The 24,296-nt window shown below is 32.3% G+C and carries 19 protein-coding genes and 1 other annotated feature; of the genes, 17 read left to right on the top strand and 2 right to left on the bottom strand.

Features of this window, described 5'->3' with window-relative positions:
* The first annotated feature begins 277 nt into the window (after nucleotides 1–277).
* From KQI38_RS04520 to KQI38_RS04455, 14 genes are all read left to right on the top strand, one after another.
* Nucleotides 278–2,215, top strand: coding sequence for a flavocytochrome c (locus KQI38_RS04520; RefSeq protein ID WP_216556380.1), 1,938 nt, complete (start codon nucleotides 278–280; stop codon nucleotides 2,213–2,215).
* Nucleotides 2,216–2,298: 83 nt separating this feature from the next.
* Nucleotides 2,299–2,874: a TetR/AcrR family transcriptional regulator gene (locus KQI38_RS04515; protein ID WP_216556378.1), complete on the top strand. Its 576-nt coding sequence runs from the start codon at nucleotides 2,299–2,301 to the stop codon at nucleotides 2,872–2,874.
* A 174-nt stretch (nucleotides 2,875–3,048) separates the two neighbouring features.
* Nucleotides 3,049–3,984, top strand: a complete 936-nt coding sequence (locus tag KQI38_RS04510; protein ID WP_216556376.1) for a hypothetical protein — start codon at nucleotides 3,049–3,051, stop codon at nucleotides 3,982–3,984.
* A 25-nt stretch (nucleotides 3,985–4,009) separates the two neighbouring features.
* On the top strand, nucleotides 4,010–4,291 hold the full coding sequence (locus KQI38_RS04505) for a DUF6199 family natural product biosynthesis protein (protein WP_216556374.1): 282 nt from the start codon (nucleotides 4,010–4,012) through the stop codon (nucleotides 4,289–4,291).
* 85 nt (nucleotides 4,292–4,376) lie between these two features.
* Complete coding sequence (pepF, locus tag KQI38_RS04500; RefSeq protein WP_216556372.1) at nucleotides 4,377–6,188, top strand: oligoendopeptidase F; 1,812 nt, start codon at nucleotides 4,377–4,379, stop codon at nucleotides 6,186–6,188.
* A 246-nt stretch (nucleotides 6,189–6,434) separates the two neighbouring features.
* Nucleotides 6,435–8,042, top strand: a complete 1,608-nt coding sequence (locus KQI38_RS04495; protein WP_216556370.1) for a PucR family transcriptional regulator — start codon at nucleotides 6,435–6,437, stop codon at nucleotides 8,040–8,042.
* A gap of 89 nt (nucleotides 8,043–8,131) precedes the next feature.
* Nucleotides 8,132–9,484: an amidohydrolase family protein gene (locus KQI38_RS04490; RefSeq protein ID WP_216556368.1), complete on the top strand. Its 1,353-nt coding sequence runs from the start codon at nucleotides 8,132–8,134 to the stop codon at nucleotides 9,482–9,484.
* 30 nt (nucleotides 9,485–9,514) lie between these two features.
* A complete protein-coding gene (locus KQI38_RS04485) occupies nucleotides 9,515–10,642 on the top strand; it encodes a M20 family metallopeptidase (protein ID WP_216556366.1) in 1,128 nt (375 codons plus the stop codon).
* Between the two features lie 14 nt (nucleotides 10,643–10,656).
* Entirely contained in the window at nucleotides 10,657–11,859 is a 1,203-nt protein-coding gene (locus KQI38_RS04480; protein ID WP_216556364.1) for a hypothetical protein, read from the top strand.
* A 106-nt stretch (nucleotides 11,860–11,965) separates the two neighbouring features.
* Nucleotides 11,966–13,648: a sensor histidine kinase gene (locus tag KQI38_RS22575; protein WP_216556362.1), complete on the top strand. Its 1,683-nt coding sequence runs from the start codon at nucleotides 11,966–11,968 to the stop codon at nucleotides 13,646–13,648.
* Nucleotides 13,649–13,661: 13 nt separating this feature from the next.
* A complete protein-coding gene (locus KQI38_RS04470) occupies nucleotides 13,662–14,429 on the top strand; it encodes a LytR/AlgR family response regulator transcription factor (RefSeq protein ID WP_094901767.1) in 768 nt (255 codons plus the stop codon).
* 127 nt (nucleotides 14,430–14,556) lie between these two features.
* Nucleotides 14,557–15,972: a carbon starvation CstA family protein gene (locus KQI38_RS04465; RefSeq protein ID WP_216556360.1), complete on the top strand. Its 1,416-nt coding sequence runs from the start codon at nucleotides 14,557–14,559 to the stop codon at nucleotides 15,970–15,972.
* A 145-nt stretch (nucleotides 15,973–16,117) separates the two neighbouring features.
* Nucleotides 16,118–17,536 (top strand): carbon starvation CstA family protein, encoded by a 1,419-nt coding sequence (locus KQI38_RS04460; protein ID WP_216556358.1) that lies wholly within the window; start codon nucleotides 16,118–16,120, stop codon nucleotides 17,534–17,536.
* An 87-nt stretch (nucleotides 17,537–17,623) separates the two neighbouring features.
* Complete coding sequence (locus KQI38_RS04455) at nucleotides 17,624–18,307, top strand: phosphoribosylaminoimidazolesuccinocarboxamide synthase (RefSeq protein WP_216556356.1); 684 nt, start codon at nucleotides 17,624–17,626, stop codon at nucleotides 18,305–18,307.
* A gap of 153 nt (nucleotides 18,308–18,460) precedes the next feature.
* On the opposite strand, the gene KQI38_RS04450 is transcribed toward KQI38_RS04455, so the two are convergent.
* Nucleotides 18,461–19,660 carry a metal-dependent hydrolase family protein gene (locus KQI38_RS04450; RefSeq protein WP_256312876.1) on the bottom strand — a complete coding sequence of 400 codons (1,200 nt, stop codon included), beginning with the start codon at nucleotides 19,658–19,660 and terminating at the stop codon, nucleotides 18,461–18,463.
* Between the two features lie 17 nt (nucleotides 19,661–19,677).
* Nucleotides 19,678–20,859 carry a hypothetical protein gene (locus KQI38_RS04445; protein WP_216556352.1) on the bottom strand — a complete coding sequence of 394 codons (1,182 nt, stop codon included), beginning with the start codon at nucleotides 20,857–20,859 and terminating at the stop codon, nucleotides 19,678–19,680.
* Between the two features lie 95 nt (nucleotides 20,860–20,954).
* Nucleotides 20,955–21,206, bottom strand: a binding site (T-box leader).
* A 293-nt stretch (nucleotides 21,207–21,499) separates the two neighbouring features.
* Between KQI38_RS04445 and KQI38_RS04440 the strand changes: the two genes are divergently transcribed.
* The 3 genes from KQI38_RS04440 to KQI38_RS04430 are packed head-to-tail and all read left to right on the top strand — an operon-like array spanning nucleotide 21,500 to nucleotide 24,229.
* A complete protein-coding gene (locus tag KQI38_RS04440) occupies nucleotides 21,500–22,375 on the top strand; it encodes an efflux RND transporter periplasmic adaptor subunit (protein ID WP_216556350.1) in 876 nt (291 codons plus the stop codon).
* Nucleotides 22,375–23,064 carry an ABC transporter ATP-binding protein gene (locus KQI38_RS04435; RefSeq protein WP_246565582.1) on the top strand — a complete coding sequence of 230 codons (690 nt, stop codon included), beginning with the start codon at nucleotides 22,375–22,377 and terminating at the stop codon, nucleotides 23,062–23,064. The genes KQI38_RS04440 and KQI38_RS04435 overlap by 1 nt, the downstream gene beginning before the upstream one ends.
* Entirely contained in the window at nucleotides 23,057–24,229 is a 1,173-nt protein-coding gene (locus tag KQI38_RS04430; protein WP_216556348.1) for an ABC transporter permease, read from the top strand. The genes KQI38_RS04435 and KQI38_RS04430 overlap by 8 nt, the downstream gene beginning before the upstream one ends.
* Nucleotides 24,230–24,296: the final 67 nt, after the last annotated feature.

Genomic DNA, 24,296 nt, shown 5'->3' with positions numbered 1-24,296 from the left:
AATAATGTGATGAATTTCTAGGTTTAAATTTATAAAGGTAGCTGATTTCCTCCATTGGGTGATATTTATTATTCATGTAGGGTAAGAATTGATATTATATTTATTTCTTGAAATCCTTATTCCCTAGTTTTTATTTTTCCAAATTAAGGTTATTTATATAAAGTTATTGTTATTTTTTTAATAAGTCTATTGACATTTTTTTAACCTAGGATATACTAGAATATATTGGCAGAATATTCTAGTGAAATATTCTATAAAATTAAAAGGAGGTTTTTTTATGTCTAAATTTACCAGAAAATACACGGCTTTATTTTTGATATTAGCTATGGTATTATCTATGGTTGGATGTAGTAAGGACAAGTCACCAGCTTCTTCTAATAATGGATCGGGTAAACTTACACCGGGAGTATATACTGGTGAAGCAAAAGGAATTAGTGATATTCTTACTGTTGAAGTAGAGGTGGATGAAGAAAGTATTTTATCGGTGAAAGTTACTAATCATAGTGAAACATCTGGAATATCAGATGCTGCTCTAGAGCGTATTCCTAAAGAAATAGTTGAATACCAAAGCTTAAATATTGATACAATATCTGGAGCTACTGTTTCTAGTAATGCTATCCTAGAAGCTACTAAACAAGCTTTAGAAAAAGCTGGAGCTAATATTGATGATTTTTCAAAAGAAGTAAGTAAGTCTTCAAATGATGGAGAGGTAATAGAAAAAACTACGGATGTAGTTATTGTTGGTGGCGGTGGTGCTGGTCTTGCGGCTGCTGTTTCTGCATTAGAGAACAATGCTAAAGTTATTGTATTAGAAAAGATGCCTACATTAGGCGGATCCACTATAATGGCTGGTGGACAATATAATGCAGTTGATAGTAAACGACAACAAAATCTTACTATGCGTCCTGAATTAATTAAGCAAATTGAAGCAATTACAAAAGAAGAGCCTGTTAATGAAATACATAAAAGATTAATGAGTGAATTAGCAGAGCAAATTAAAGAATATAAAGAAAATAAATCTACTTATATGTTTGACTCTCCTCAACTTCATGCATTACAAGCTTTTAATGGGGGAGATAAAAAAGGTAATCTTGAGCTAATAGAAAAATTTGCATACGGTGCTGAAGAATCTGTTAGTTGGCTTGAAAGCTTAGGAGTGGATATATCAGATGAAATTGCTACTGTTACAGGAGCATTATGGCCAAGAACTCATCAATTTATTAAACCACTTACTACTGGTCCTATAGATGCCTATGTTGATTTTATATCATCAAAAGGTGATGATGCTGAAATAATATTAGAAACCAAAGTAACTGATATTATTATGAAAGATGGTAAGGCTGTAGGGGTCAAAGGATTACAGGGGAATACTGAAATTATAGTAAACGCAAATAAAGGTGTAGTCATAGCAACTGGTGGGTTTGCAAGAAATAAAGAATTAGTTGCTAAGTATGATGAACTTTGGGGAGATTTATCAAATCTTAATTCCACAAATAGTGTTAGTGCTACTGGTGATGGTATCGTAATGGCTGAAGCTGTTGATGCTAATCTAGTTGGAATGGAATATATTCAATTATTACCAGTGGGGCATCCAGAAACTGGTGGAATGTCTGGAAATATTAGTATTAATGCTGCTAATCAACTTTTCATTAATAATAAAGGTGAACGTTTTGTAGCTGAAGATTCAAGAAGAGATACCCTTACAAAAGGATTGTTAGAACAACCAGATCAAGTTATGTGGATACTACATGACGCCCATGAATATTATAATGAAGATGTAAAAAATGACTTTAACGAATCAATAGGTAAATTGGTTGAAAGTGGTATTGCTGTTAAGGGTGATACTATTGAAGAGTTAGCAGAACAAATGAAAGTAGATCCTACTGTACTAAAAGATACAGTTGATACTTACAACAAAGCTGTTAAAGGTGAAATAGCTGATCCATTTGGAAAGAAACTACTTCAAGATGAGTTTAATAAAGGACCTTTCTATGCATCGATTCGTGTGCCAACGATACACCATACTATGGGGGGAATTGAAATAAATACGGATGCACAGGTAATGGATAAAAACGGTAATATAATCAAGGGACTATATGCTGCTGGAGAAGTTACTGGTGGTATCCACGGTTCCAATAGACTTGGTGGTAATGCTATACCAGATACTGTGGTATACGGTAAAATAGCTGGAAAATCTGCAGCACTAGAAAAATAAGTATAATTTAAAAATAATTCTCTATAATTAATAGGGAATTATTTTTTTATATGATATAATTTTCTAGGGGTGATGATATTTATATGTTTTATGAAATGGAAAGATCCTCAAAGAAGAAAGAGGAGTTAATAAGTATTATTGTGGAACTCATGGATGAAGAAGGACTTAAAAATGTAACAATTAAAGATATTTGTAAAGCAACTAATATATCAATAGGAGCTTTTTATCATTATTTTCAGTCTAAAGATTCCATAGTAGATGAGATGTTTATTTTAATGGATGAATTTTTTTTAGTTAGTCAAGAAGCAATTCTACAACACCCTACGACTACAGAGCAAATAATTGATTTTGTCAATCATTTTGGTATATATGTTGAAAGATGGGGTTATTATGCCAATCTATTAATCATGCGTTCTCACATAACCAAATACAGTCATAATAAAAAGAGACGATTATATGGAATATTGGAGGAAATAATTTTAAAAGGCATTAATGATAAGGAGTTCAAAGTTAAAGTTGATGCAGAAGAACTTATAGTTATGATTTTTGTAATAATGAGAGGATATCTTTTAGAATGGGTTAATAGAGAGCATGATTATCCTGTTAGGGACAATATGGTAAAGCAAGCAACCTATCTATTAAAATCTTTGACAATATAATATGAAAAAGTAATTGAGAATCCAAAATAATATTCCCCTTAAGGTAGCTAGATTAAAAAATAAAATTTGCTACCAATAGGGGAGTGTTATTATGTTTAAAATAAGTAAAGATATAGGAGAATCGTAGTTTCTTTATGTTATAATTAAATCAATAAAGTATTGGGAGGGATACTGATGTATAGAGAAATCAATGAAGATATTTATGACCTAAGAGAAAGGCTTAGAACTAAAGAAAAACTTGAGTCATTAAGGTCTATGGCTATGGAAGAACTAAGAAAGAAAAAGCAAAATCTAGAAGAATTAAGAAATATATTACAAAAAGAAGAAAAGGATGTATTGAAGCTGGAAGGTATGAGTTTAAGCTCATTTTTCTTGAATATCATCGGAAAAAAAGAAGATAAACTTGATGAAGAAAGAAAAGAATATTTAGGGGCCAAAATGCAATATGACGAATGTATTTTAGCTATAAAGGAGCTAGAAAACGAAATAGAGAAATATAATAAGAATTTAATTAATTACTCAGAGGTAAAAGAGGAGTATCAGCAATTAATAAAGAAAAAGCAAGATATGATAATCAATGAAGATACTCATAGAGGAGGAAAACTTCGTGATTTATTAAATAAAATAAATGAATTAAAGCTAGATATAAAAGAGGTGAAAGAAGCTATACATGCTGGAGAAAATGCATTAACCGCCCTACTAGATATGAAGCAACCTTTGGAATCTGCTCATGGCTGGGGAGTATGGGATATGCTAGGCGGTGGATTTTTTACAGATATCATAAAACATTCTAAAATAGAAGATGCGAATAAGATTTCTTACGATGTACAGCAATACTTAAAGAGGTTCCAAAAAGAACTAGCAGATGTAAATGAATTTACAGATATTGAGGTTAATATCGGCTCTTTTGCTACATTTGCTGACTTTTTCTTTGATGGACTTTTTGCTGATTGGTTTGTGCAATCAAAGATAAATGAATCCATATCAAATGTAGAGAATGCATACAGTAGAGTAGAAAGTATATTATCAGATTTAAATAGAAATTTAGATATAATGCAAAGAGAAATGCAATCCGTAGAAGAAGAGATTAAGATGATACTGGAAAGATAGCCATTTTAACGAAGGAGATGGAAATATGATAGAGTTTCTTATTTATGGAATTACAACTCTGCCTCTTTTGATAATTTTAATTTACTCTATAATTAATCCAGAAGAAGTGGCATCTTGGGGATATAGATGGAGATATAATGGAGAGCCTGAACCAACAGAAGGATATATAAGGTATACTCGAGCCTGTTCCATAATCGGTTTACTATTAATAATATCAGTTATAATAATTTCCTTTAATCCTTTGTACGGTACTATATTCCTTGTATTATCTATATTCATATCTTTATATTATTTTTTAATTAAGTAAAACTTAATAGTGCAATTGTTGTAATATTCATACATTAGTATTATAATTTACTTAGATACTCGAATTAATTCTAAGGAGGGGTAAGATGCCAAAGGTTTTATTGGAAAGAAAAGATGTGGATGAAAAATTTACTTGGGATTTGACGGCAATTTTTAAGACAGAAGAGGAGTTTGAGCAAACTGTAAAAGAAGCACAAAAATTTACAGCAGAAGTTGAAGACAAATTTAAGGGTAAATTAAATACAGCAGAAGCAATTAACGAATGTTTAAATAGACTGAGAAAAGTATATCAGCTAACTACTCTTACAGGCTCATATTCTTATCTTGCAGTTGCAGTTGATCAAACAAATGTAGAGAATCAAGAAAGACGGATGAAATTATCCAACATATCTTCTGATATTGAAAGCAGACTAAGTTTTGTAGAATCTGAAATTATAGAGGTAAGTGAAGATGTAATTAAAGAAGCAATAGAGCAGTCAGTGGAAAATGCAGGCTATCTTAGAGAGATTATGAGGAAAAAAGAGCATGCTCTCCATCCAGAAGTAGAGAAAGCTTTATCTGCTCTTTCTAGCACTTTAAATTCACCATATCAAATATATAATAGGACAAAATTAGCAGATATGGATTTTGGTACGTTTACAGTAGATGGAAAGGAATATCCTTTAAGTTTTGGGTTATTTGAAGACGAGTGGGAATATGAGCATGATACAAAGATAAGACGGGCCGCCTTTGAAGCTTTTTCTAAGAAATTGAGAGAATATCAACATACTATAGCAGGAGCTTATCAAACTCAAGTACAAAAGGAAAAAACAATGGCTACTTTAAGGGGATTTGATTCAGTAATCGATAGCCTATTGTTTCCTCAAGAAGTAACTAGAGATTTATATAATAGACAGATTGATTTAATAATGGAGCATTTAGCACCACATATGAGAAAGTTCGCAAAATTACTTCAAGAGATTCATGGTATAGAGGAAATGACTTTTGCAGATCTAAAATTAAATGTAGATCCTGATTTTGAGCCAGAAATATCTGTAGAGGAATCTAAAAAATATATTGAAGGAGCGTTATCTGTTCTTGGAGATGATTATCTAGAAGTAATTAAAAGAGCTTATGATGAAAGATGGATAGATTTTGTACAAAACAAAGGAAAGTCTACAGGAGCATTCTGTTCGAGTCCATACGGTGCTCATCCATTTATATTGATTTCTTGGACTGAAAGAATGAGAGAAGTTTTTGTATTGGCTCATGAATTAGGACATGCAGGACATTTTTATTTGGCTCAACAAAATCAAAATATATTTGACACAAGACCATCAACATATTTTGTTGAAGCACCATCTACTATGAATGAAATGCTTATGGCAAATTATTTGATGGAAACCATGGATAATCTGAGAATGAAGAGATGGGTATTATCATCTATGATATCTCGTACCTATTATCATAATTTTGTAACTCATTTATTGGAAGCTCATTATCAAAGAGAAGTTTATAAGATAATCGATGCTGGTGGCTCTGTTCAAGCTGCTACATTAAATAAATTAAAGAAAGAAACTCTAGAAAAATTCTGGGGAGATACTGTAAAGATTAATGAGGGTGCAGAGCTTACTTGGATGAGACAGCCACATTATTATATGGGATTATATCCATATACTTATAGTGCAGGGCTGACAATTGCAACAGAAGTAAGTAAGAGAGTTTTAAATGAAGGCAAAGTTGCATTGGATGATTGGAAAGAAGTTCTAAAAGCAGGAGGAACTAAGACTCCAGTAGAGCTAGCTCAAATGGCAGGGGTGGATATAACCACAGATAAACCTTTACTAAACACTATAGAGCATATAGGTAACATAATAGATGAAATAATTTCATTAACAGAAGAAATAGAGAATAGATAGTAATTTAAAACTTCAGAAGTTTTATTATTAAAATACATAGGCTACTTAGTCTATGTATTTTAACTTGTTCTATAGTCTATAGGAAAGTTCTAGTAAATTATTTTTTGGTAACCTCAATGGACTTAAAAAAGGTTCTGAGATTTTGATAAAGACTTTTTTTACAGAAATATAAAATAATTGTATAATTATATATTATTAATTACTCCATTGGTGATAATCTTAATATAAGGAGTGGATTATACAGATATGAAAGTTAAAAATTTAATGGAGCAGTTTCAAGATTTTAAAGTATTAGCAGGAGCAGGAGGCTTAGATAGGAATGTAAGTACAGTTAGTGTTATGGACGCTCCTGATATATATAATTGGATGAAGGGCGGAGAGTTTTTAATTACTACGGGATATATAATGCGAGATAATCCATTGGAATTAAGAGACTTAGTCATTAAGTTAAATGAGCATGGAGCAGCATCCCTGGGAATAAAGGTAGGTAGATTTATTGAAGAATTGCCTAAAGAAGTAAAAGAAGTAGGGGATGGATTAAACTTCCCTATTATATACATACCTAAATGGTATGCTTTTACTGATATTATAAATCCAGTTCTTTCAAGTATAGTCAATTCCCAGGCTAAAAAATTAATGATGTCTGAAAATATTCATAAATCCTTTACTCAGATGGTTATACAAGGAAAGAGTACCAGTGATATAATGGATACATTGTACAAGATATTAGATAAGGATATAGCTTTTATAGATTTAATTTTCAATCGAAACTATATACGAGGTAATTCCCATGAATTTAAAGAAGATATATACAATATGGGACTCAAGGATAACCTCGATAAATACTATAATTATCCCGTTCAAATTGGTAGTTCTATTTATGGTTATATAGTCGTTGAAAAAAATGGGAAGGACATTCTTAGTGATTTAGATAATATTTCTATAGAGCATGCTAGTACAGTTCTTAAGCTAAATATACAAAAGGAGATATCAAATCATCAGATAGAGCAAAAGTATAGAGATGAATTTATTCAAGACTTAATTTTAAATAATATAAAGACTGTAGAGGAAGCTAATAATAGGGCCGCATTATATGGTTGGAAAATAGAGAATGGACTCATTTGCTTAATTGTAGATATAGATAATTTTAAAGAGAAGTTTATATCACTAAAAAACACTCAGGAGTTAGAAGAAGAAAAAAATAAGATATTTCGCTTAGCTAACGGTAAGATGAAAAGAAATTTTAAGCAGTGTTTTTATACAGTGTATAGTGATAATATAGTGTTTCTAGTGGAACCAAATAAAAAGTCCATAGATGATTTTATAAAGAATTTGAAAAATGTTGCAGAGGAGTTAAGAAAAGAGATTAAGGAAAATAGCAGTTTTACAGTTTCTATAGGTATTGGGACTTATCAGGAATCTATTATAGACGTATATATTAGTTTTGTGGAGGCTCAAAAAGCCGTAAGAATAGGTAGAACAGTCTATGAGAGGGATAATACTCATATTTACTCAGATTTAGGAGTTTATAAAATGCTCTACAACCTTTCTTTAGAAGATGATGCAAATAAATTCTGCGGTAAATATTTACAGAATCTTATTGATTATGATATAGAAAATAATTCAGAATATATCAAAACATTAAGATCTATCGTAAAAAACGATTGGAATTTAAAGCAAACGTCAGAGGAGATGTTTATCCATTATAATACTATTAAATATAGGTTTAGTAAAATCTGTGAAATAGTAAATTTAGATTTAAATAGCAGGGAAGGTAAGTTTAAAATCGAGTTTTGCCTAAAACTAATGGATATGAGTAATCAATATTCTTTGTACATGAAGACTAAAGTATAGTCTTCTTTTTTATACCTTAGAGACAGTGTGTATATAAAGCATTAATTATATAATAATATTAAACAAAAAGTTAACAAGGAGGAAAAGACATGTATAAAACAACAGTAGGTATGTTAAAAGATGTGTTAGCTTCAGTTAAAAATGATACTTTATCAGATCCTTTTAAGGATTTAGAAAAGACAGGGAGAATTATTCTAAAAGGGGGACTAGTAGTAGACCCTAAAAATGAAATTGAAGAAGTACAAGATGTTGCTATACTAAATGATGAAATTGTAGAAGTAGGGAATGACATTTATGTGGAAAAAGGAGATATGGTAATAAACTGTGAAGGACTTTTAGTTGTGCCAGGAATAGTAGATATGCACCTTCACTTAGGAGATTTGTTTGAAGTGAGTACAGACCCAATCTATGGCGCTGTAGCTAATGGAGTAACAATGGGACTTTCTCCTGGAGCAGGAAATACTTTTATGGCACCAGCTTTATTAGGAGCTGAAGTAGATAGAGGATTACCAGTAAACATTGGTTTATATCAAGGGGCAGCAAGTGTATTATCTACCATGTTATCAGTAGATGAACTAATAAAGTTATATAAAGGTGAATTAGATGTAGAAACAGCTTCATCAAGAATGACAAGAAATGCAATCACTAATACTACAGCACCTTTAGTAGTAGGAATTAAAGACCACATGGGACATTTTATAATGTCTGATGAAAATATAGAGAAGATATTTGAAATAACTTCTAAGTCTAAGCTACTATATATGACTCATACTCAGGACTCAGATCATGCTATTAGATTATTTGAATTATCTAAAGGAAGACCACTTCATCTAGGTCACACAACAGCTGCGGGATGCGGTACTCATATGGAAGCAGCAGAAGGTATGAAGACAGTATTAGACTTATGTAAAAATGAAAATATAACTGGAGAGTTTGTAACTACAATGTTAAGAGAAGGTGGAGGAAGTAGAGAAGGACTTATTCTACCTAAAAAATCTCAACAACTAGCTTATGAAGCTTTAGAAAAAGGAATAGTGGATGTTCTTATATCTGATGGACAAAATGATGCCACAATGAAAGGTTTCGGAGATACAAGAGATAATATTCCAGCGATATTAGAATTAGCAGAAATGGGAGTTTTAAACTTAAGTAGTTCAGTTGCCACTATGACTTCTAATCCAGCAAGATTGGTAGCTAAAAGAACAGGTAATGCTTGGTGGACTGAAAAAATAGGTCATTTAGGTAAAGGTGCTTTAGCTAATATAACTGTTATCAATAGAGAAGTAAAAACAGCAGTCTATACTATAGTAAATGGAGAAGTAGTAGGTTTTGAAAACAGAGCAGTGAGACGTGGCAGTGGAGCAGGTGGATTTGTAAGTAAATTTGGTATGGTTAAGAGAATAGGAGTAGGAGACTTAGTAATGTTCTCATATAGAAGATAATAGTGGATTTAGTAGAGGGGAGCTAAATTAATGGACAGAATAACAGAAATATTAAAAAGATTAATTAATATAAATACTACTAATCTACCTGGTAATGAAATGGATGCAGTAAATGAAATTCTAAAGTTTTTCCCTCAGGATATAGAATATAAAATAGTAGATCATGGAAATAATAGAGGATCTTTAGTAATAGAAATAGAGGGAAAAAGTCATGAAAAAATTGGATTTATAGGGCATATAGACACTGTACCAGTATCAGATGAAGCTAGCTGGATATATCCTCCTTTTGATGGAGTAATTGAAAATGGCTATATGTATGGTAGAGGTACTTCTGATATGAAGGGTGGAGTTACTGCAATGATATTAACAGCATTGTATTTTCTAGAAAACAATATAATTCCACCCTATACCTTAAAGTTTGTATTTACAGCTGACGAAGAATCAGGAGGATTAGGTGTACGAGCTTTAAGAGATAAAGGATTATTGCAAGATATATCAAAAGTTTTTATCACAGAACCTTCTGATGAAGAAATCGGTATCTGTGAAAAAGGAACTTTATGGCTAAATATCCGTATAAAAGGGAAATCTTCTCATGGTTCTAAGCCTGAACTAGGAATAAATGCTATAGAAAAATTATACGAGTATATAAATAAACTTAAGAATACTTTAGATTTAGATAAGAAGCATCCTTTACTAGGAAATTCTAGTTATGCAACTACTACAATTAATGGAGGAGTAAAAACTAATATTATACCTGAAAATGCAAATGCTACTTTAGATATAAGAACTATTCCAGGTTTTATTCATGAAGAAATTATAGATAATGCTAATAAAATTGCTAAAGGCATGGAAAATGAAAACCAAGGTATGATCATAGAAGTAGATGTGGAGAATAATAGACCTCCTTTAACAATGGATGAAAACGATAACTTTATAAAAGAGATAGTATCTGTATATGAAAAATTATCTTATCCAGTAAAACTTAAGGGCATAAATTTTTATACTGACGCTTCACAACTTATCCCTTATCACGATATTCCTTTTGTAATACTAGGACCTGGTGAGGAAAATATGTGCCATCAGAAGAATGAAAGGATAAAAATTGAATCAATTGAAAGAATGATAGAGTTTTATATTTCTTATATAATAAACTTCTAGATTGGAGGATAAATATGGAAAATATTAAGAATAATAAGAAACAATATAGTGCAGGTTCTTTAGCGGGTCTTATTATATCACTGGGAATAGGTTTTTTAATATATTTTATTCTAAGCAGTATAAATGCTCAAAGTAGCTGGCTAGACTATAACACAATAGTGGCTAATGCAAGTCATAATCCATTTTATAAACTTATTTGGTATATAATGAACTTTACAGAAGCTCAATTTTATGCAGGAGTTTTTGCTTCCCTAGGAGTAATTATAGGAGGATTTGTAGCTTGGAGATTAGATGTTAAAAATTCTAAGTTAGCAGGTTTCAATGTTTCTTATGGTTCAAATTTATGGCCTTGGGTATTAGCATCTCAGCTATTATCACTATTCATTGCAATATTTGTTCTAAATTTTACATCTTTCTTTGAAAATGGAGAATATACTTGGTTACCAACATTTATTACAGTAGTAGGAGCTCCACCAGCTATAATGTTATTATATGGCCCAAGTATAAAGGCTTTACTCACAGGCTCTATTCTCGGAGGAGTTATGGGGTTCCCAGTGGCTTTTTGGATAACAAATAATATTATACCTGTGCTAGGAGTACCTGGAGTGGTTTCAAATGTATTTACTATGGCAATAACAGGAATATTAGTTTGTGGTATAGCTAAGGCACTGCCATGGATGAAAAAAGTACCATCCAAGACATTAAATAGACCAGTGAAATCACAAGAAGAAACTCTAAAGGAAATGGAGAAGCCATTATGGTCCGTAAGAAGAGTTTTAGCAGATTTCTCTGAAGCTCAATTTTATGGAAATGAAATAGCTGGATTATTTGTCATAATAGGAGCTTGTTTAGACTGGATATTAAATATAAACCATGGTGCCTATGCTTCAGGTGCAATCCCAGCAATTATATTATCCCAGTTTGTTGGCTCATCAGTAGGAGTATTTTTATACTTTAACAAATATGTTGAAAAAGGATGGTACGGAACCTATGTACCAGTAGTAAGTGTTGGACCAGCTTGTGTTTTGATGTTTGGTTCATCGGTGGGAGTAGCTGTTACTGCAGGTATATTAGGAGGTATAATAGGACCACCTTTAGCAGAGTATTTCTGTGATAAACTACCAGAAGATTATCATCCAACTATTGGAAATGTAACCTCTATGGGAGTTACAACAATAGTGGTATCTATGATAATAAAGGTGCTTCCTTGGTTTTAAATAAGCAAGCCAAAAGTTGGGTCAAGTAACCCAACTTTTTTTATGGCATCTCGCAAAGACCATATGATATACTTGTATGGAAGTAAACATTTAAAGAGGTGTTTTTGTGTTAGTAATTTTACTTAAAAACTTATCAAGTAGAGTTGGTATTATATTAATTTTAGCACTTTTTCTTTCGAAAATTGGATTATTTAGGAAACTTGTTTCAAAAGAAAATATTGATATTAAAGATAAAATATTGTTATCCATTATCTTTGGAATCTTTGGGATAATAGGTACTTATACAGGGATACATTTACAGGGGGCAATAGTTAATTCTAGAGTTATTGGTGTTTTTGTTGGGGGACTACTTGGAGGACCTTTGGTTGGGATTTTGTCTGGTATTATTGCAGGAGGCCATAGGTTTTTAATAGATATAGGTGGTTTTACTGCTATTGCTTGTGGAATATCGACTTTATCTGAAGGTGCCATGGCAGGATTATTGAAAAAGAAATTTGAAAGTAGTCCTTATAGAATAACTTTTGCCTTAATATCTGGAGCTATAGCTGAAGTAATACAAATGATAATAATACTCTTAGTTGCAAGACCTTTTTCTGAAGCATTAGATTTAGTTAAAATAATTGGAATTCCGATGATTGTTGGAAATGGAATAGGTATAGCTGCATTTATTGCTATAACAGATAGTATCTTTAAAGAGATAGAGAATGAAGCTGTTTATCAAGCCCAATTAACTCTTAAAATTGCTGATAGAACATTAGCATATTTTAGAAAAGGATATAATGAAGATACAGCAAGGGATACAGCAAATATAATTTATGATATGAGCAAAATAAAAGCTGTTGCATTTACCGATACAGAAAAAATATTAGCTCATGTTGGGATAGGAGAAGATCATCATTTGGTTGGCAGCACTATACAGACTAATCTAACAAAAGAGGCTTTATTAGCTAAAAAGTATGTGGTGGCAAATACAAGAGAAGAAATTGGGTGTAATAATAGTAACTGTCCGTTAAAATCAGCTATAATTGTTCCAATAAAAGAAGATGACAAAGTTATAGGTACACTTAAGCTATATAAGGGACAAGAAAATTCTATAACTAAGGTAGATATAGAGTTAGCCTTAGGTTTAGCCCAGATGTTTTCTACTCAGATAGAACTAAGTAAGATAGATTATCAGCGAGAATTATTATCAAGATCTGAACTAAAGGCATTACAGGCTCAGATAAATCCACATTTTTTATTTAATGCCATTAATACTATAGTGTCTTTAACTAGAACGCAGCCTGATAATGCCCGTAAACTTCTGATACATCTTGGTAATTATTTCAGAACTAATTTACAACAAGATATTGAAGTAGTAGATTTATATAAAGAGATAGAACATATAAATTCGTATATTGAAATTGAAAAGGCAAGATTTGGTGATAAATTAGATATTATATATGATATACCAGAGAATATTGAGTGTAAACTTCCACCCTTACTCCTTCAGCCAATAGTAGAAAATGCAATTAAGCATGGAGTTTTAGGCAAGATTGAGGGGGGAAGAGTTGAAATAATTGCAAGAGATAATGGTAAAGAAACTAAATTAGTGGTGAAAGATGATGGAGTTGGCATATCTAAGGAAGACTTAGATTGTTTATTTAAAGAAAACGATAATAAGGAGAGCATAGGACTTAAAAATGTTAATGAGAGGTTAAGAAATAAATATGGTAAAGAATACGGACTGATTCTTGAATCTGAAATTAACAAAGGAACTACAGCTACTATGGTAATTCCTAAATTCTAAGGAGATGGTTAATTTGCAAAGATGTTTAATTGTAGATGATGAAATGCCTGCTCGTCAAGAATTGTTATATATTTTAAGTAGCATTGAAGGTATGGAGGTAGTAGGAGAGGCTTCTAACGGTATAGAAGCTCTAGAATTAATTAAAATGCTTAGGCCAGATATTGTTTTTTTAGATATCCAGATGCCTCAAATAAGCGGAATAGATGTTGCTAGAAGATTATCAGAAGAAGGGTATAATCCAATAATAATCTTTGTAACAGCGTATGATCAATTTGCTGTGGAGGCCTTTGAAGTAAATGCAATAGATTATTTATTAAAACCCATATCAGAGGAAAGATTACAAAAAACATTAGAGAAGATAACTTCAACCAGAAACAATAGCGAAGAAATTGATTATAATAATTTGAGTAGGTTGATTCAAGACATAAGAACTAATACAAAAGTAGCGCCACAGAGAATATGTCTTTATTATAAAAATAAACTTATTCCAATAGAAACTAAAGATATTATATATGCAACAATAGAGGATAAAAATACTGTGATAGTCAGTAATAAGGGGAAATTTGAAACTAATTGTACTCTAAATGAATTAATGGATAGACTTGATTCTTCAATATTTTTTAGATCTCATAAATCTTATATAGTAAACTTAAATTATATAGAGTCAATAGAACCTTGGTTCAACTCTACTTACAATATAAATCTAAAAGGATATAAAGAGATAATTCCAGTAAGCAGAAGTTATGCAAAAGGATTTAAGGAAGTTATGAATATAGACTAGGATGCATCTTAACTTCTAAATTTGCATTTTAAATACTAAATATGACGTCTTATCTAGAAAATCTCCTTATTAATATTCAATTGATATACTATTATAATGAATGAATATTAATAAGGAGGTTTTTTTAATGACACAATTCATAATTGGAATTATCATACTTATAGCAGGCTATTTTGTCTATGGAAAAGTGGTAGACAAGCATTTTGGAATTGATGATAATAAAGAAACTCCAGCTACAAGGTTAGAGGATGGCATAGACTTTGTACCTATGAGCTGGACTAAGATTTTCCTAATTCAATTACTTAATATAGCTGGATTAGGACCTATTTACGGAGCTATTCAAGGGGCATTATTTGGACCAATGGCATTTGTATGGATTGCTTTAGGTTCTGTATTTGCTGGTGCAGTACATGACTATTATTCAGGAATGTTATCATTAAGACATGATGGAAAAAGTATTTCAGAGATCACTGGTATTTATCTGGGTGAAGGTGCAAGAAAGGTAATGAGAGTATTCTCAGTTATATTACTTGTTTTAGTTGGTACAGTATTTATGACAGGTCCAGCTACATTAATGGGTAGCATAGAGTTATTTGGTTTAGGTAATGCCGATATTTGGCTGGCAATAGTATTCATATATTACTTCCTAGCTACAATATTACCAGTTGACAAAATAATTGGTAAAATTTATCCTTTATTCGGAGTGGCTCTACTTACAATGGCTTTTGGGATTGGTGCAATGATATTAGTAAAGGGATATCAATTACCAGCATTTACTACATCTAGCTTACATCCAGCTGGTTTGCCAATATGGTCAATTCTATTTACTACTATAGCTTGTGGCGCGATATCTGGATTCCATGCTACTCAGTCACCAATGATGGCAAGATGTATGACTAAGGAAAGCTATGGTAGAAGAATATTCTATGGTTCAATGATAGCTGAAGGTGTAATAGCAATGATTTGGGCAGCAGCAGGTATGGTATTTTTCAATGGACTTCCAGGATTAGCTGAAGCTTTAAGCAACGGAGGACCTGGAGGAGTGGTAAACACTATTTCTATAACTTTATTAGGGCCAATAGGTGGTGTATTAGCCATGTTAGGAGTTATAGCTTGCCCTATAACTTCAGGAGATACTGCTTTTAGATCTGCAAGACTTACTATTGCAGATGCTATGAACTATGAGCAAGGGCCTATAAAGAAAAGATTAGCTTTGGCTTTACCTTTGTTTGTCGTGGCATTTGGACTAACAAGAATTGACTTTAATATTATTTGGAGATACTTTGCGTGGTCAAATCAGACCTTGGCAATGATCGTTTTATGGACGGCATCAGCCTATTTAGTTAAAAATAATAAGAGCCACTGGTTAACAACTATACCAGCAACATTTATGACTGCAGTATCTGCAACTTATATACTACAAGCGCCAGAGGGATTTAAATTATCGACTACAATAGCTTATCCTGTAGGAGCAGCTATAGCTGTTGCAGCTATAATGTTTTTCCTTATTAAGATAAAATCAAGAAAAACAGTAAGAGCATAAGAATTTAATTTAATAAGTTTCATATTAGGTTTTAAAAAGAGGTGGAGAAATCCATCTCTTTTTCTATGGAAGTTATCTAAAGTACCCATAAATAACCTCCTTTTAGCATATTAATATATTAAGTAAATATAAAGGAGGTTTTTTTATGATACAATTTATTCTTGGAATTATTATACTTATAGCAGGATATTTTCTGTATGGAAAGGTAGTTGATAAACACTTTGGAGCAGATGATAGTAGAGAAACACCATCAACAAGACTTAAAGATGGAGTGGATTTTATGCCTATGAGCTGGCCTAGAATTTTCTTGATTCAATTACTTAATATTGCTGGTTTAGGACCTATCTTTGGAGCAATACAAGGTGCATTATTTGGGCCAGCAGCATTTCTATGGATCGCTTTCGGATGTATATTTGCTGGTGGAGTACATGACTATTTCTCAGGAATGCTTTCTCTAAGACATGATGGTCAATCTATATCAGAAATAGTAGGTATTTACCTAGGAGAAGGTGCAAGAAAGGTAATGAGAGTTTTTTCAGTCATTCTACTTATTTTAGTGGGAACAGTATTTATGACAGGTCCTGCAAATCTACTAACTAACCTAAAGTTATTTGGACTCGGAAGTTTCAATATATGGCTTATAATTGTATTAGTGTATTATTTTTTAGCCACTATTTTGCCCATAGATAAGTTAATAGGTAAACTTTATTCGATATTCGGTCTATCTCTGTTAGTAATGGCATTTGGTATTGGTGGCAAGCTAGTGATTGATGGATATCAAGTACCTGCCTTTACATTAACCAACTTACATCCAGCTGGCTTACCAATATGGGCAATATTATTTACTACAATTGCATGTGGTGCTATATCTGGATTTCATGCTACTCAGTCACCAATGATGGCAAGATGTATGACTAAGGAAAGCTATGGTAGAAGAATATTCTATGGTTCAATGATAGCTGAAGGTATAATAGCAATGATTTGGGCAGCAGCAGGTATGGCATTCTTTAATGGAATTCCAGGACTACAAGATGCCTTAACTAATGGTGGCGGAGCTGCTGGTGTTGTTAATACTATATCAAAAGGCCTTCTTGGTTCAATAGGCGGGGTATTAGCCATGTTAGGAGTTGTGGCTTGTCCTATTACATCTGGAGATACTGCTTTTAGATCTGCAAGACTTACTATTGCAGATGCAATTAAGTATGAGCAAGGCCCAATAAAAAATAGATTAATATTAGCAATACCTTTACTAGGCGTAGGATTTGGATTAACGAGGATAGATTTTAATATTATTTGGAGATATTTTGCATGGTCAAATCAAACTCTAGCCATGATAGTGCTATGGGCAGCAGCAGCTTATTTAGTTAAAAATGGCAAGAGTCATTGGATTACTAGTATACCAGCAACATTCATGTCTGCAGTATCTGCTACTTATATTCTACAAGCACCTGAAGGGTTTAAGCTATCTACTACAATATCTTATCCTGTAGGAGCAGCTGTAGCAATAGGAGCCTTAGTATATTTCATTTTCAAGGTAAATGGGAAGAAAACTATAAATGCATAGAAATAAAATAAATAAAAAAACTTGATAAATATATGTATTATAGATTATATTAATATTAGAAAAACTTTATATAAAGGAGCTAAAATTATGAACTTGGTCTATAAAGGAAAAACTAAAGATGTTTATGAATTAGAAAATGGAAACTATCTATTAAAATTTAAGGATGATGTGACAGGAACAGATGGAGTATTTGATCCAGGAGCTAATACTGTAGGATTAAGTATAGAAGGAGCAGGTAAAGCAGGGCTTAGATTAACTAAATTCTTCTTCGAGAAATTAAATAATATGGGGATACCAACTCATTACGTAGATGCAGATATAGAAAATGCTACTATGACAGTATTACCTGCAAAGATGTTTGGTAAAGGAGTGGAAGTAATCTGTAGATATAGAGCAGTAGGTAGCTTTATGAGAAGATATGGAATGTATGCAACAGAGGGGCAGCCACTGGACGCCTATGTAGAAGTTACTTTAAAGGATGATGATAGAAATGATCCTTTAATAACTGACGAGGGATTAGATATGTTAGGTATAATGACTAAAGAGGAGTATAAAGTCTTAGCTGATTTAACTAAGAAGATTAGCCAGGTAGTCAAAGATGAGTTAGCTAAAAAGGACATGGAGTTATATGATATCAAATTTGAATTTGGTAGAGTTGGAGATGATAATCATATAGCCCTAATAGATGAAATATCTGGTGGAAATATGAGGGCTTATAAAGATGGAGAGTATGTTGAACCATTAAAATTAGAAGAATTAATGTTAAAATAATAAAATCCCTAGACAAATAAAATTGTCTAGGGATTTTGTTATAGTTCATAGAAAAGTTCTCATAAATCATTCTTTCAAATACGATTTAGACTTTCAAAAAAGCTAACTTAATAATGTTTTGATAGACAATTTTTTACGATTTATAGAGAAGTACTATCTCACCTTCTTACCAAGCTTATAAACTGAATCAAGATTAAATAAGGTATCTAAATTATCTAATGGATTTTCATTAAGTATTAGAAAATCTGCATGTTTTCCTTCTTCTAGAGTTCCATAATCATCAAGAACTCCTAATAAATCTGCACTTGACTTTGTAGATGCTACAATTGCATCCATTGGACTCATACCGCATTCAACCATTAACTTTAATTCATGAGGAGCCCCATCATGAAGATTAAAAGGTGTACCAGCATCTGTGCCCATGGCAATTTTAACACCAGCCTTATATGCTTTTCTAAAGCTTTCCCAATGATATTTCATTACATAATTTGATTTATCTACGGCGAACTTAGGAATACCAGCTTCTACACCATTTTTGACTATAAAATAAGGTGCAACTAAAGTAGGAACTAGGTAAACTCCTTTACTAACCATTAATTCAATAACTTCATCATCAAGAAATATACCATGTTCAACTGAGTCTATTCCAGCTAAGACTGCATTTTTGATACCCTGGGTTCCCTGAGCATGAGTAGCTGTTTTCTTTCCTGCTTTATGTGCTTCAATTATAGCAGCCTCCATTTCTTCCATAGAAAGCTGAGGAGAACCAGGTTCTACTCCTTTTGTCATAACTCCTCCAGTGGCCATAATCTTAATAAGATCTGCTCCAGCTTTAAGCTGTTCTCTTGCAGCCTTTCTAAGCTCATCTACGCCATCAGCCTCTCTACCGATAAACCATCCATGTCCACCTGTCATAGTTAAACATCTGCCCGATGTTACAAATTGGGAGCCTTCGATTAGACCTTCATTTACCGCATCCCTCAAGTCAAAATCTATACCATTAGATGCACCTAAGTCTCTGAAAAATGTAGTACCAGATAGTAAGTGTTTTTTAAGATTGGCTGTACCCCTTAAAGCAGTCTTTGCGTCAGATTCTTTTAGCATAATAGAAACAGGATCACCAACTGGCTCCATTGTAATATGAACATGACTGTTTATTAGACCAGGCATTACAGTTTTACCAGATAGATCTACTTCTTTAACTTTATCTGAGTTCTTTAAATCTTCTATTTTCCCAACTTTAACAATCTTTTTATTTTCCACTATAAAGTATGCATCTTCAACTGGAATTTTTCCAGTACCATCTATTAATCTGAAGTTCCTATATAATATTTTATCAGTCAAAATAACCACTCCTTTTATATTTTTTATTACATTAATTTTGCCATAAAACCTGCCAGTACTACTGAAGCAATTGTAACTGTCATAAATCCAGCAACTAGCATTTTGGGAAGTATTTCATTTAATAAAAATTGTCTTTCCTCATCTGTTTTTCCGTTAGCATTTGCAACTTCATTGGAAAGAATATAGGTTCCTGGGAAACCAAATAAGGCAGAAGTTCCTATGGCTATGGACATTTCTATAGAATAACCAAGTATTTTACCAACTAGGATAGAAGCTATAGCTATACCTACAAGTCCCAATAATAAACTTATTACCATGGGGAACAAAATAGATAATAGCATCTCTGGGGTAGCTTTTGACAAATTTCCTACTACTATAGCCATAAGTCCTAACAACGCAAGTCCAAAGGCATTTGCTTTAGTCATAATATTTTCTTCTAGAAATCCTAATTCTCTTCCAGCTATACCAACTAATAGGCACATAACATATTTATGTATAAGGCCATTTGTAAAATCTGATAATTTAAAACCTAATAATGCTACTAAAGCTAGTTTTGCTAGCAATACGAAGCTAGTCTGCAAATCCTTTGGCAATGAAGGTATTAATTTGTTTTTAGTCATTACCATATCACTTATAGTATCATCTAATGTTGAAGCAACTTCTGAGCTATTTTCTCTAAAAACTTTAATTAGCTTTTTAGCCTCTTTATTAAGTAGGAAAGATGCTACAGGGTATCCAAAGAAACCTTGAACTACCACTAATAATGTCGCGAATACAGCTATTGCTTCAAGACCCTTAGCTTTTGCAGCATCTCCCATTATGATAGCTGCCACGACTCCACCAGATATAGGGGGTGCAGAAGCTACTGCGTACTCCTTACCTATGATAGGAGTACCTACAAAGAATAAAAATACACCTATCCCAATTACTGCACTTATTGATATTAGAACAGTTTTCCATTGTTTTTTAAGATCTTTAAAGCTCATCAAAGTGCCCATATGGGTAATTAAAAAAGCAATCATAAGTGAGCCAAAGCCCAAGAGCTGGGCATCCTCAAAGATAGTCTTCGGAAGACCAAACCAAAAACTCACCATAAACACTACAGAGGCAACAAACATCATAGATACAATTGACTTAGTTTTGTAAGATACAAAGTCTCCAAGAGCATATACTAACAGAACTATCGTTATAGCTAATAAACCATCCATCCTTATTCCTCCTATTTTGAAATAATTTATGTTTTTATAAGGTCTGGCCAGACTTCTAAAAATAAAAAAACTCGTCTCTAGGATATAAAGATATCCGTAGAGACGAGATAATTTCCCGTGGTACCACTCTAATTTATAAGCTATTTTCATAGCTTATCTCTTCAGGTCGAAGGTAAATTCCTTGAACCCTAGCCATATAACGGTGGCCACCGACCTCATTTACTTCCAATTGGTTTTAATAAGGCAGTTTGGGAGTGATTATATATACTTTTTTTACACTGATTCTCACCAACCATCAGCTCTCTTTAGTAAAGTTAAAGTATTTTTGTCTCCGTCTTAACTTTTAGACTATTTTAAATTTAAAAACTATTATAATACGGTAAAGTGATATTGTCAACATAAAATTAAAAAAAGTTTTAATATTATTGCATATGACGTCTTAAAAGTAGTGTAAAACAAAAATAAAGTTAGGGAAATATGTAAATTCGTCCGTATTAAAAAAAATAATTCTAGAATAATATTAGAGGAAGAGGTCAAATGTCATTTTTGTTACTTTAAGATATATTATATTAGTTCATTTTAAGTTCATATATCTGATTTAATATTGATATATAAAATACCATGGAGGTGTAATATTAGAATGAAACGAAAAAACAAAGGAATTAAATGGGTTTTAGGAATTGCAGTAATCGCAGCAATTACAATACTTGTCTTATCAAAGATAAGAACACCTAGACAGATTGCAGGAGATGAAGTAGAAGTAAAAGCAGGAGATATCAGCACATACTACAGCTTCTCAGGCAGCATAGAAGCGAAAAATAGACAAACCATATTTTCAGATCAAGCTATGCGGATAAAGGAGTTTGAAGTTAAAAAAGGAGATATAGTCAAAAAAGATGATGTCCTATACAGGACTAGTAATGGAGTAAATATAAAATCTGAAATAGATGGGGAAGTTCTTGATATTTTTGTTGAAGAAGATGAACAGCTGATCCCAGGAGCTAAGATTGCTGAAATTGTGGACTACAAAGACTTACAGCTAAAAGTAAAGGTAGATGAGTACGACTTAAATGCTATAAAAAAAGACACAAAAGTAAATATAACTATTCATGCTCTAAATAAAGATTTCGAAGGAACTGTTACAGATGTGGCTAAGGAAGGCGTGTATATGAATGGAGTTACTTTCTTTAATACAACTATTTCAATTAAAAATGATGGAGATATTCGAGTAGGTATGAGTGCAGAAGCTAAAGTATTAAATGAAAGTGTAAATAATGCAGCTATACTTCCTATGACTGCGATAAGATTTAGAGATGACAATAGCTCATATGTAAGTAGGAAAAAAGATGAGACTATGGAGGATGTAGATATTCAGTTAGGAATCACTGATGGAGTCAATGTAGAGGTCAAATCGGGTATAAATATTGGAGATAAAGTATTTGTAGCTAAGAAAGTAACAAATGACTTTGGACCTCCAGGAGGAATTAGAGCAATGCGCTCAGGGGGCGATAATTAATGAATGAAATATTAAAAATAACAGATTTAGATAAGGCCTATTATTTAGGTGATGAGAAATTTTTGGCTCTTAACAAAGTAAGCTTCACGATAAAGAAAGGTGAGTTTGTATCTGTTCTTGGTCCATCGGGATCTGGGAAATCAACGTTAATGAATATAATAGGCTGCTTAGATACACCTACTTCTGGCAACTATATTTTAGCTGGACAGAAAGTTGCAAATCTGAGCCAAAAAGAATTAGCAAGAGTTAGAAATAAAGAAATAGGATTTATATTTCAATCTTTCCAATTGCTGCCAAGACTGTCTACTCTTCAAAATGTAGAATTGCCTCTAATCTATGCAGGTGTTCCATCTGATGAGAGACGAAAAAGAGCAAAGAAAATCTTAGAAAGAGTAGGGTTGGGAGATAAGCTACCAAATTTGCCAACTCAACTTTCAGGGGGACAGCAACAGAGGGTTGCCATAGCTAGATCAGTTGTAACAGAGCCATCAATATTATTAGCTGATGAGCCTACTGGAGCATTAGATCAAAAAACAGGAGCACAGATAATGGAACTATTCAAAGAATTAAATGAAGAGGGAAGGACAATTGTAATGATTACTCATGATAAGCATATCGCCAGCTATGGCAACAGAGTATTAAACATTATCGATGGAAGAATATCTGAAGGTGGTGAAAACAATGCTTAAAGATAGTATAAAGATGTCTTGGAGCAACATCATAAATAATAAAATGCGTTCCTTTTTAACTATTCTTGGGATAATAATTGGGGTTGCTTCCATCATAGCATTGATAACCATAGTTCAAGGAGCTACAAATGAGGTGACCAAACAGGTGTCATCTTTAGGTGCTGATAAAATAACTATACAAGCTATGGGGACGCCTTTAAAGCAAGGACTTAATGAAAGAGATCTAGAATCATTAACAAAAATAGAAAATATTAAGGGGCTATCTCCTACAATAACAGGGAAAACCTCTATTGCAGGGAATGGTATTACAAAAACAGATATTACCGTGGAAGGAAAAAATGAAGTTCATTTTAAAACAGATAAAAAACTTGTGAAAAATGGTAGAGAATTAAACATATTAGACATAGAGAATAGCAGCCGAGTTGCTATAATAGGAAGTGACATAAATAAGGAACTATTCCTAGGAAAAGATCCAATAGGTGAAAGTATACTTATAAATGGTTTAATTTTTACTATAGTTGGAGTATTAGATACAGGTAGTGAGTTTGCTTTTTCTTCAACTAATGATACGATTATTATTCCTTATACTACAGCTATGAAAACATTAGGTAATAGAAATATAACTAATGTAGACGTATATATGGCTGATAGTAATAAATCTGATATTATTATGAAGGATTTAAAACAAGTTTTAAATCAATCATTTAATTATAAAGATAACTCTTACTTTATATTCAATATGGAGGATATAATATCTACTATAGGAGATATTACTGGCATGATGTCACTTCTTCTTGCAGGCATTGCTTCAATATCTTTAGTTGTAGGAGGCATTGGGATAATGAATATGATGTTAGTATCTGTTACAGAGCGTACCTTCGAAATAGGTTTAAGAAAGGCTTTAGGTGCAGAGCCTAATAGTATCCAACTACAATTCATTATTGAAGCAATTTTCCTATCAGTTTTTGGTGGAATAATTGGTCTTATAGTGGGAATGTCTATAGCATATATTGCTTCTATTTATATAGGGTTTAGTTTAACAATTACGATGTCAACAGTAATACTAGCAGTGAGTTTCTCGGCAATAGTAGGTATAATATTTGGATTTATGCCAGCTAGAAAAGCAAGTAGGTTAAACCCTATAGATGCATTGAGGCATATATAATTATAGAAAACTGAGTTATTAATAACTCAGTTTTTAATTGTATTTCGAGTGCCTAAATATTATAATA

The organism is Tissierella carlieri, assembly GCF_018917285.1.
In the GTDB taxonomy this organism is placed as follows: domain Bacteria; phylum Bacillota; class Clostridia; order Tissierellales; family Tissierellaceae; genus Tissierella; species Tissierella carlieri.
This window is presented reverse-complemented; position numbering and strand designations above follow the sequence as displayed.

Excerpts from the sequence above, each read along its gene's own strand:
- KQI38_RS04465 (WP_216556360.1), top strand. The coding sequence starts at position 14,557 with ATGACACAATTCATAATTGGAATTATCATACTTATAGCAGGCTATTTT.
- KQI38_RS04460 (WP_216556358.1), top strand. The coding sequence starts at position 16,118 with ATGATACAATTTATTCTTGGAATTATTATACTTATAGCAGGATATTTT.
- KQI38_RS04445 (WP_216556352.1), bottom strand. The coding sequence starts at position 20,859 with ATGGATGGTTTATTAGCTATAACGATAGTTCTGTTAGTATATGCTCTT.
- KQI38_RS04505 (WP_216556374.1), top strand. The coding sequence starts at position 4,010 with ATGATAGAGTTTCTTATTTATGGAATTACAACTCTGCCTCTTTTGATA.
- KQI38_RS04455 (WP_216556356.1), top strand. The coding sequence starts at position 17,624 with ATGAACTTGGTCTATAAAGGAAAAACTAAAGATGTTTATGAATTAGAA.
- pepF (WP_216556372.1), top strand. The coding sequence starts at position 4,377 with ATGCCAAAGGTTTTATTGGAAAGAAAAGATGTGGATGAAAAATTTACT.
- KQI38_RS04480 (WP_216556364.1), top strand. The coding sequence starts at position 10,657 with ATGGAAAATATTAAGAATAATAAGAAACAATATAGTGCAGGTTCTTTA.
- KQI38_RS04490 (WP_216556368.1), top strand. The coding sequence starts at position 8,132 with ATGTATAAAACAACAGTAGGTATGTTAAAAGATGTGTTAGCTTCAGTT.
- KQI38_RS04495 (WP_216556370.1), top strand. The coding sequence starts at position 6,435 with ATGAAAGTTAAAAATTTAATGGAGCAGTTTCAAGATTTTAAAGTATTA.
- KQI38_RS04520 (WP_216556380.1), top strand. The coding sequence starts at position 278 with ATGTCTAAATTTACCAGAAAATACACGGCTTTATTTTTGATATTAGCT.
- KQI38_RS04435 (WP_246565582.1), top strand. The coding sequence starts at position 22,375 with ATGAATGAAATATTAAAAATAACAGATTTAGATAAGGCCTATTATTTA.
- KQI38_RS04430 (WP_216556348.1), top strand. The coding sequence starts at position 23,057 with ATGCTTAAAGATAGTATAAAGATGTCTTGGAGCAACATCATAAATAAT.
- KQI38_RS04440 (WP_216556350.1), top strand. The coding sequence starts at position 21,500 with ATGAAACGAAAAAACAAAGGAATTAAATGGGTTTTAGGAATTGCAGTA.
- KQI38_RS04510 (WP_216556376.1), top strand. The coding sequence starts at position 3,049 with ATGTATAGAGAAATCAATGAAGATATTTATGACCTAAGAGAAAGGCTT.
- KQI38_RS04485 (WP_216556366.1), top strand. The coding sequence starts at position 9,515 with ATGGACAGAATAACAGAAATATTAAAAAGATTAATTAATATAAATACT.
- KQI38_RS04515 (WP_216556378.1), top strand. The coding sequence starts at position 2,299 with ATGTTTTATGAAATGGAAAGATCCTCAAAGAAGAAAGAGGAGTTAATA.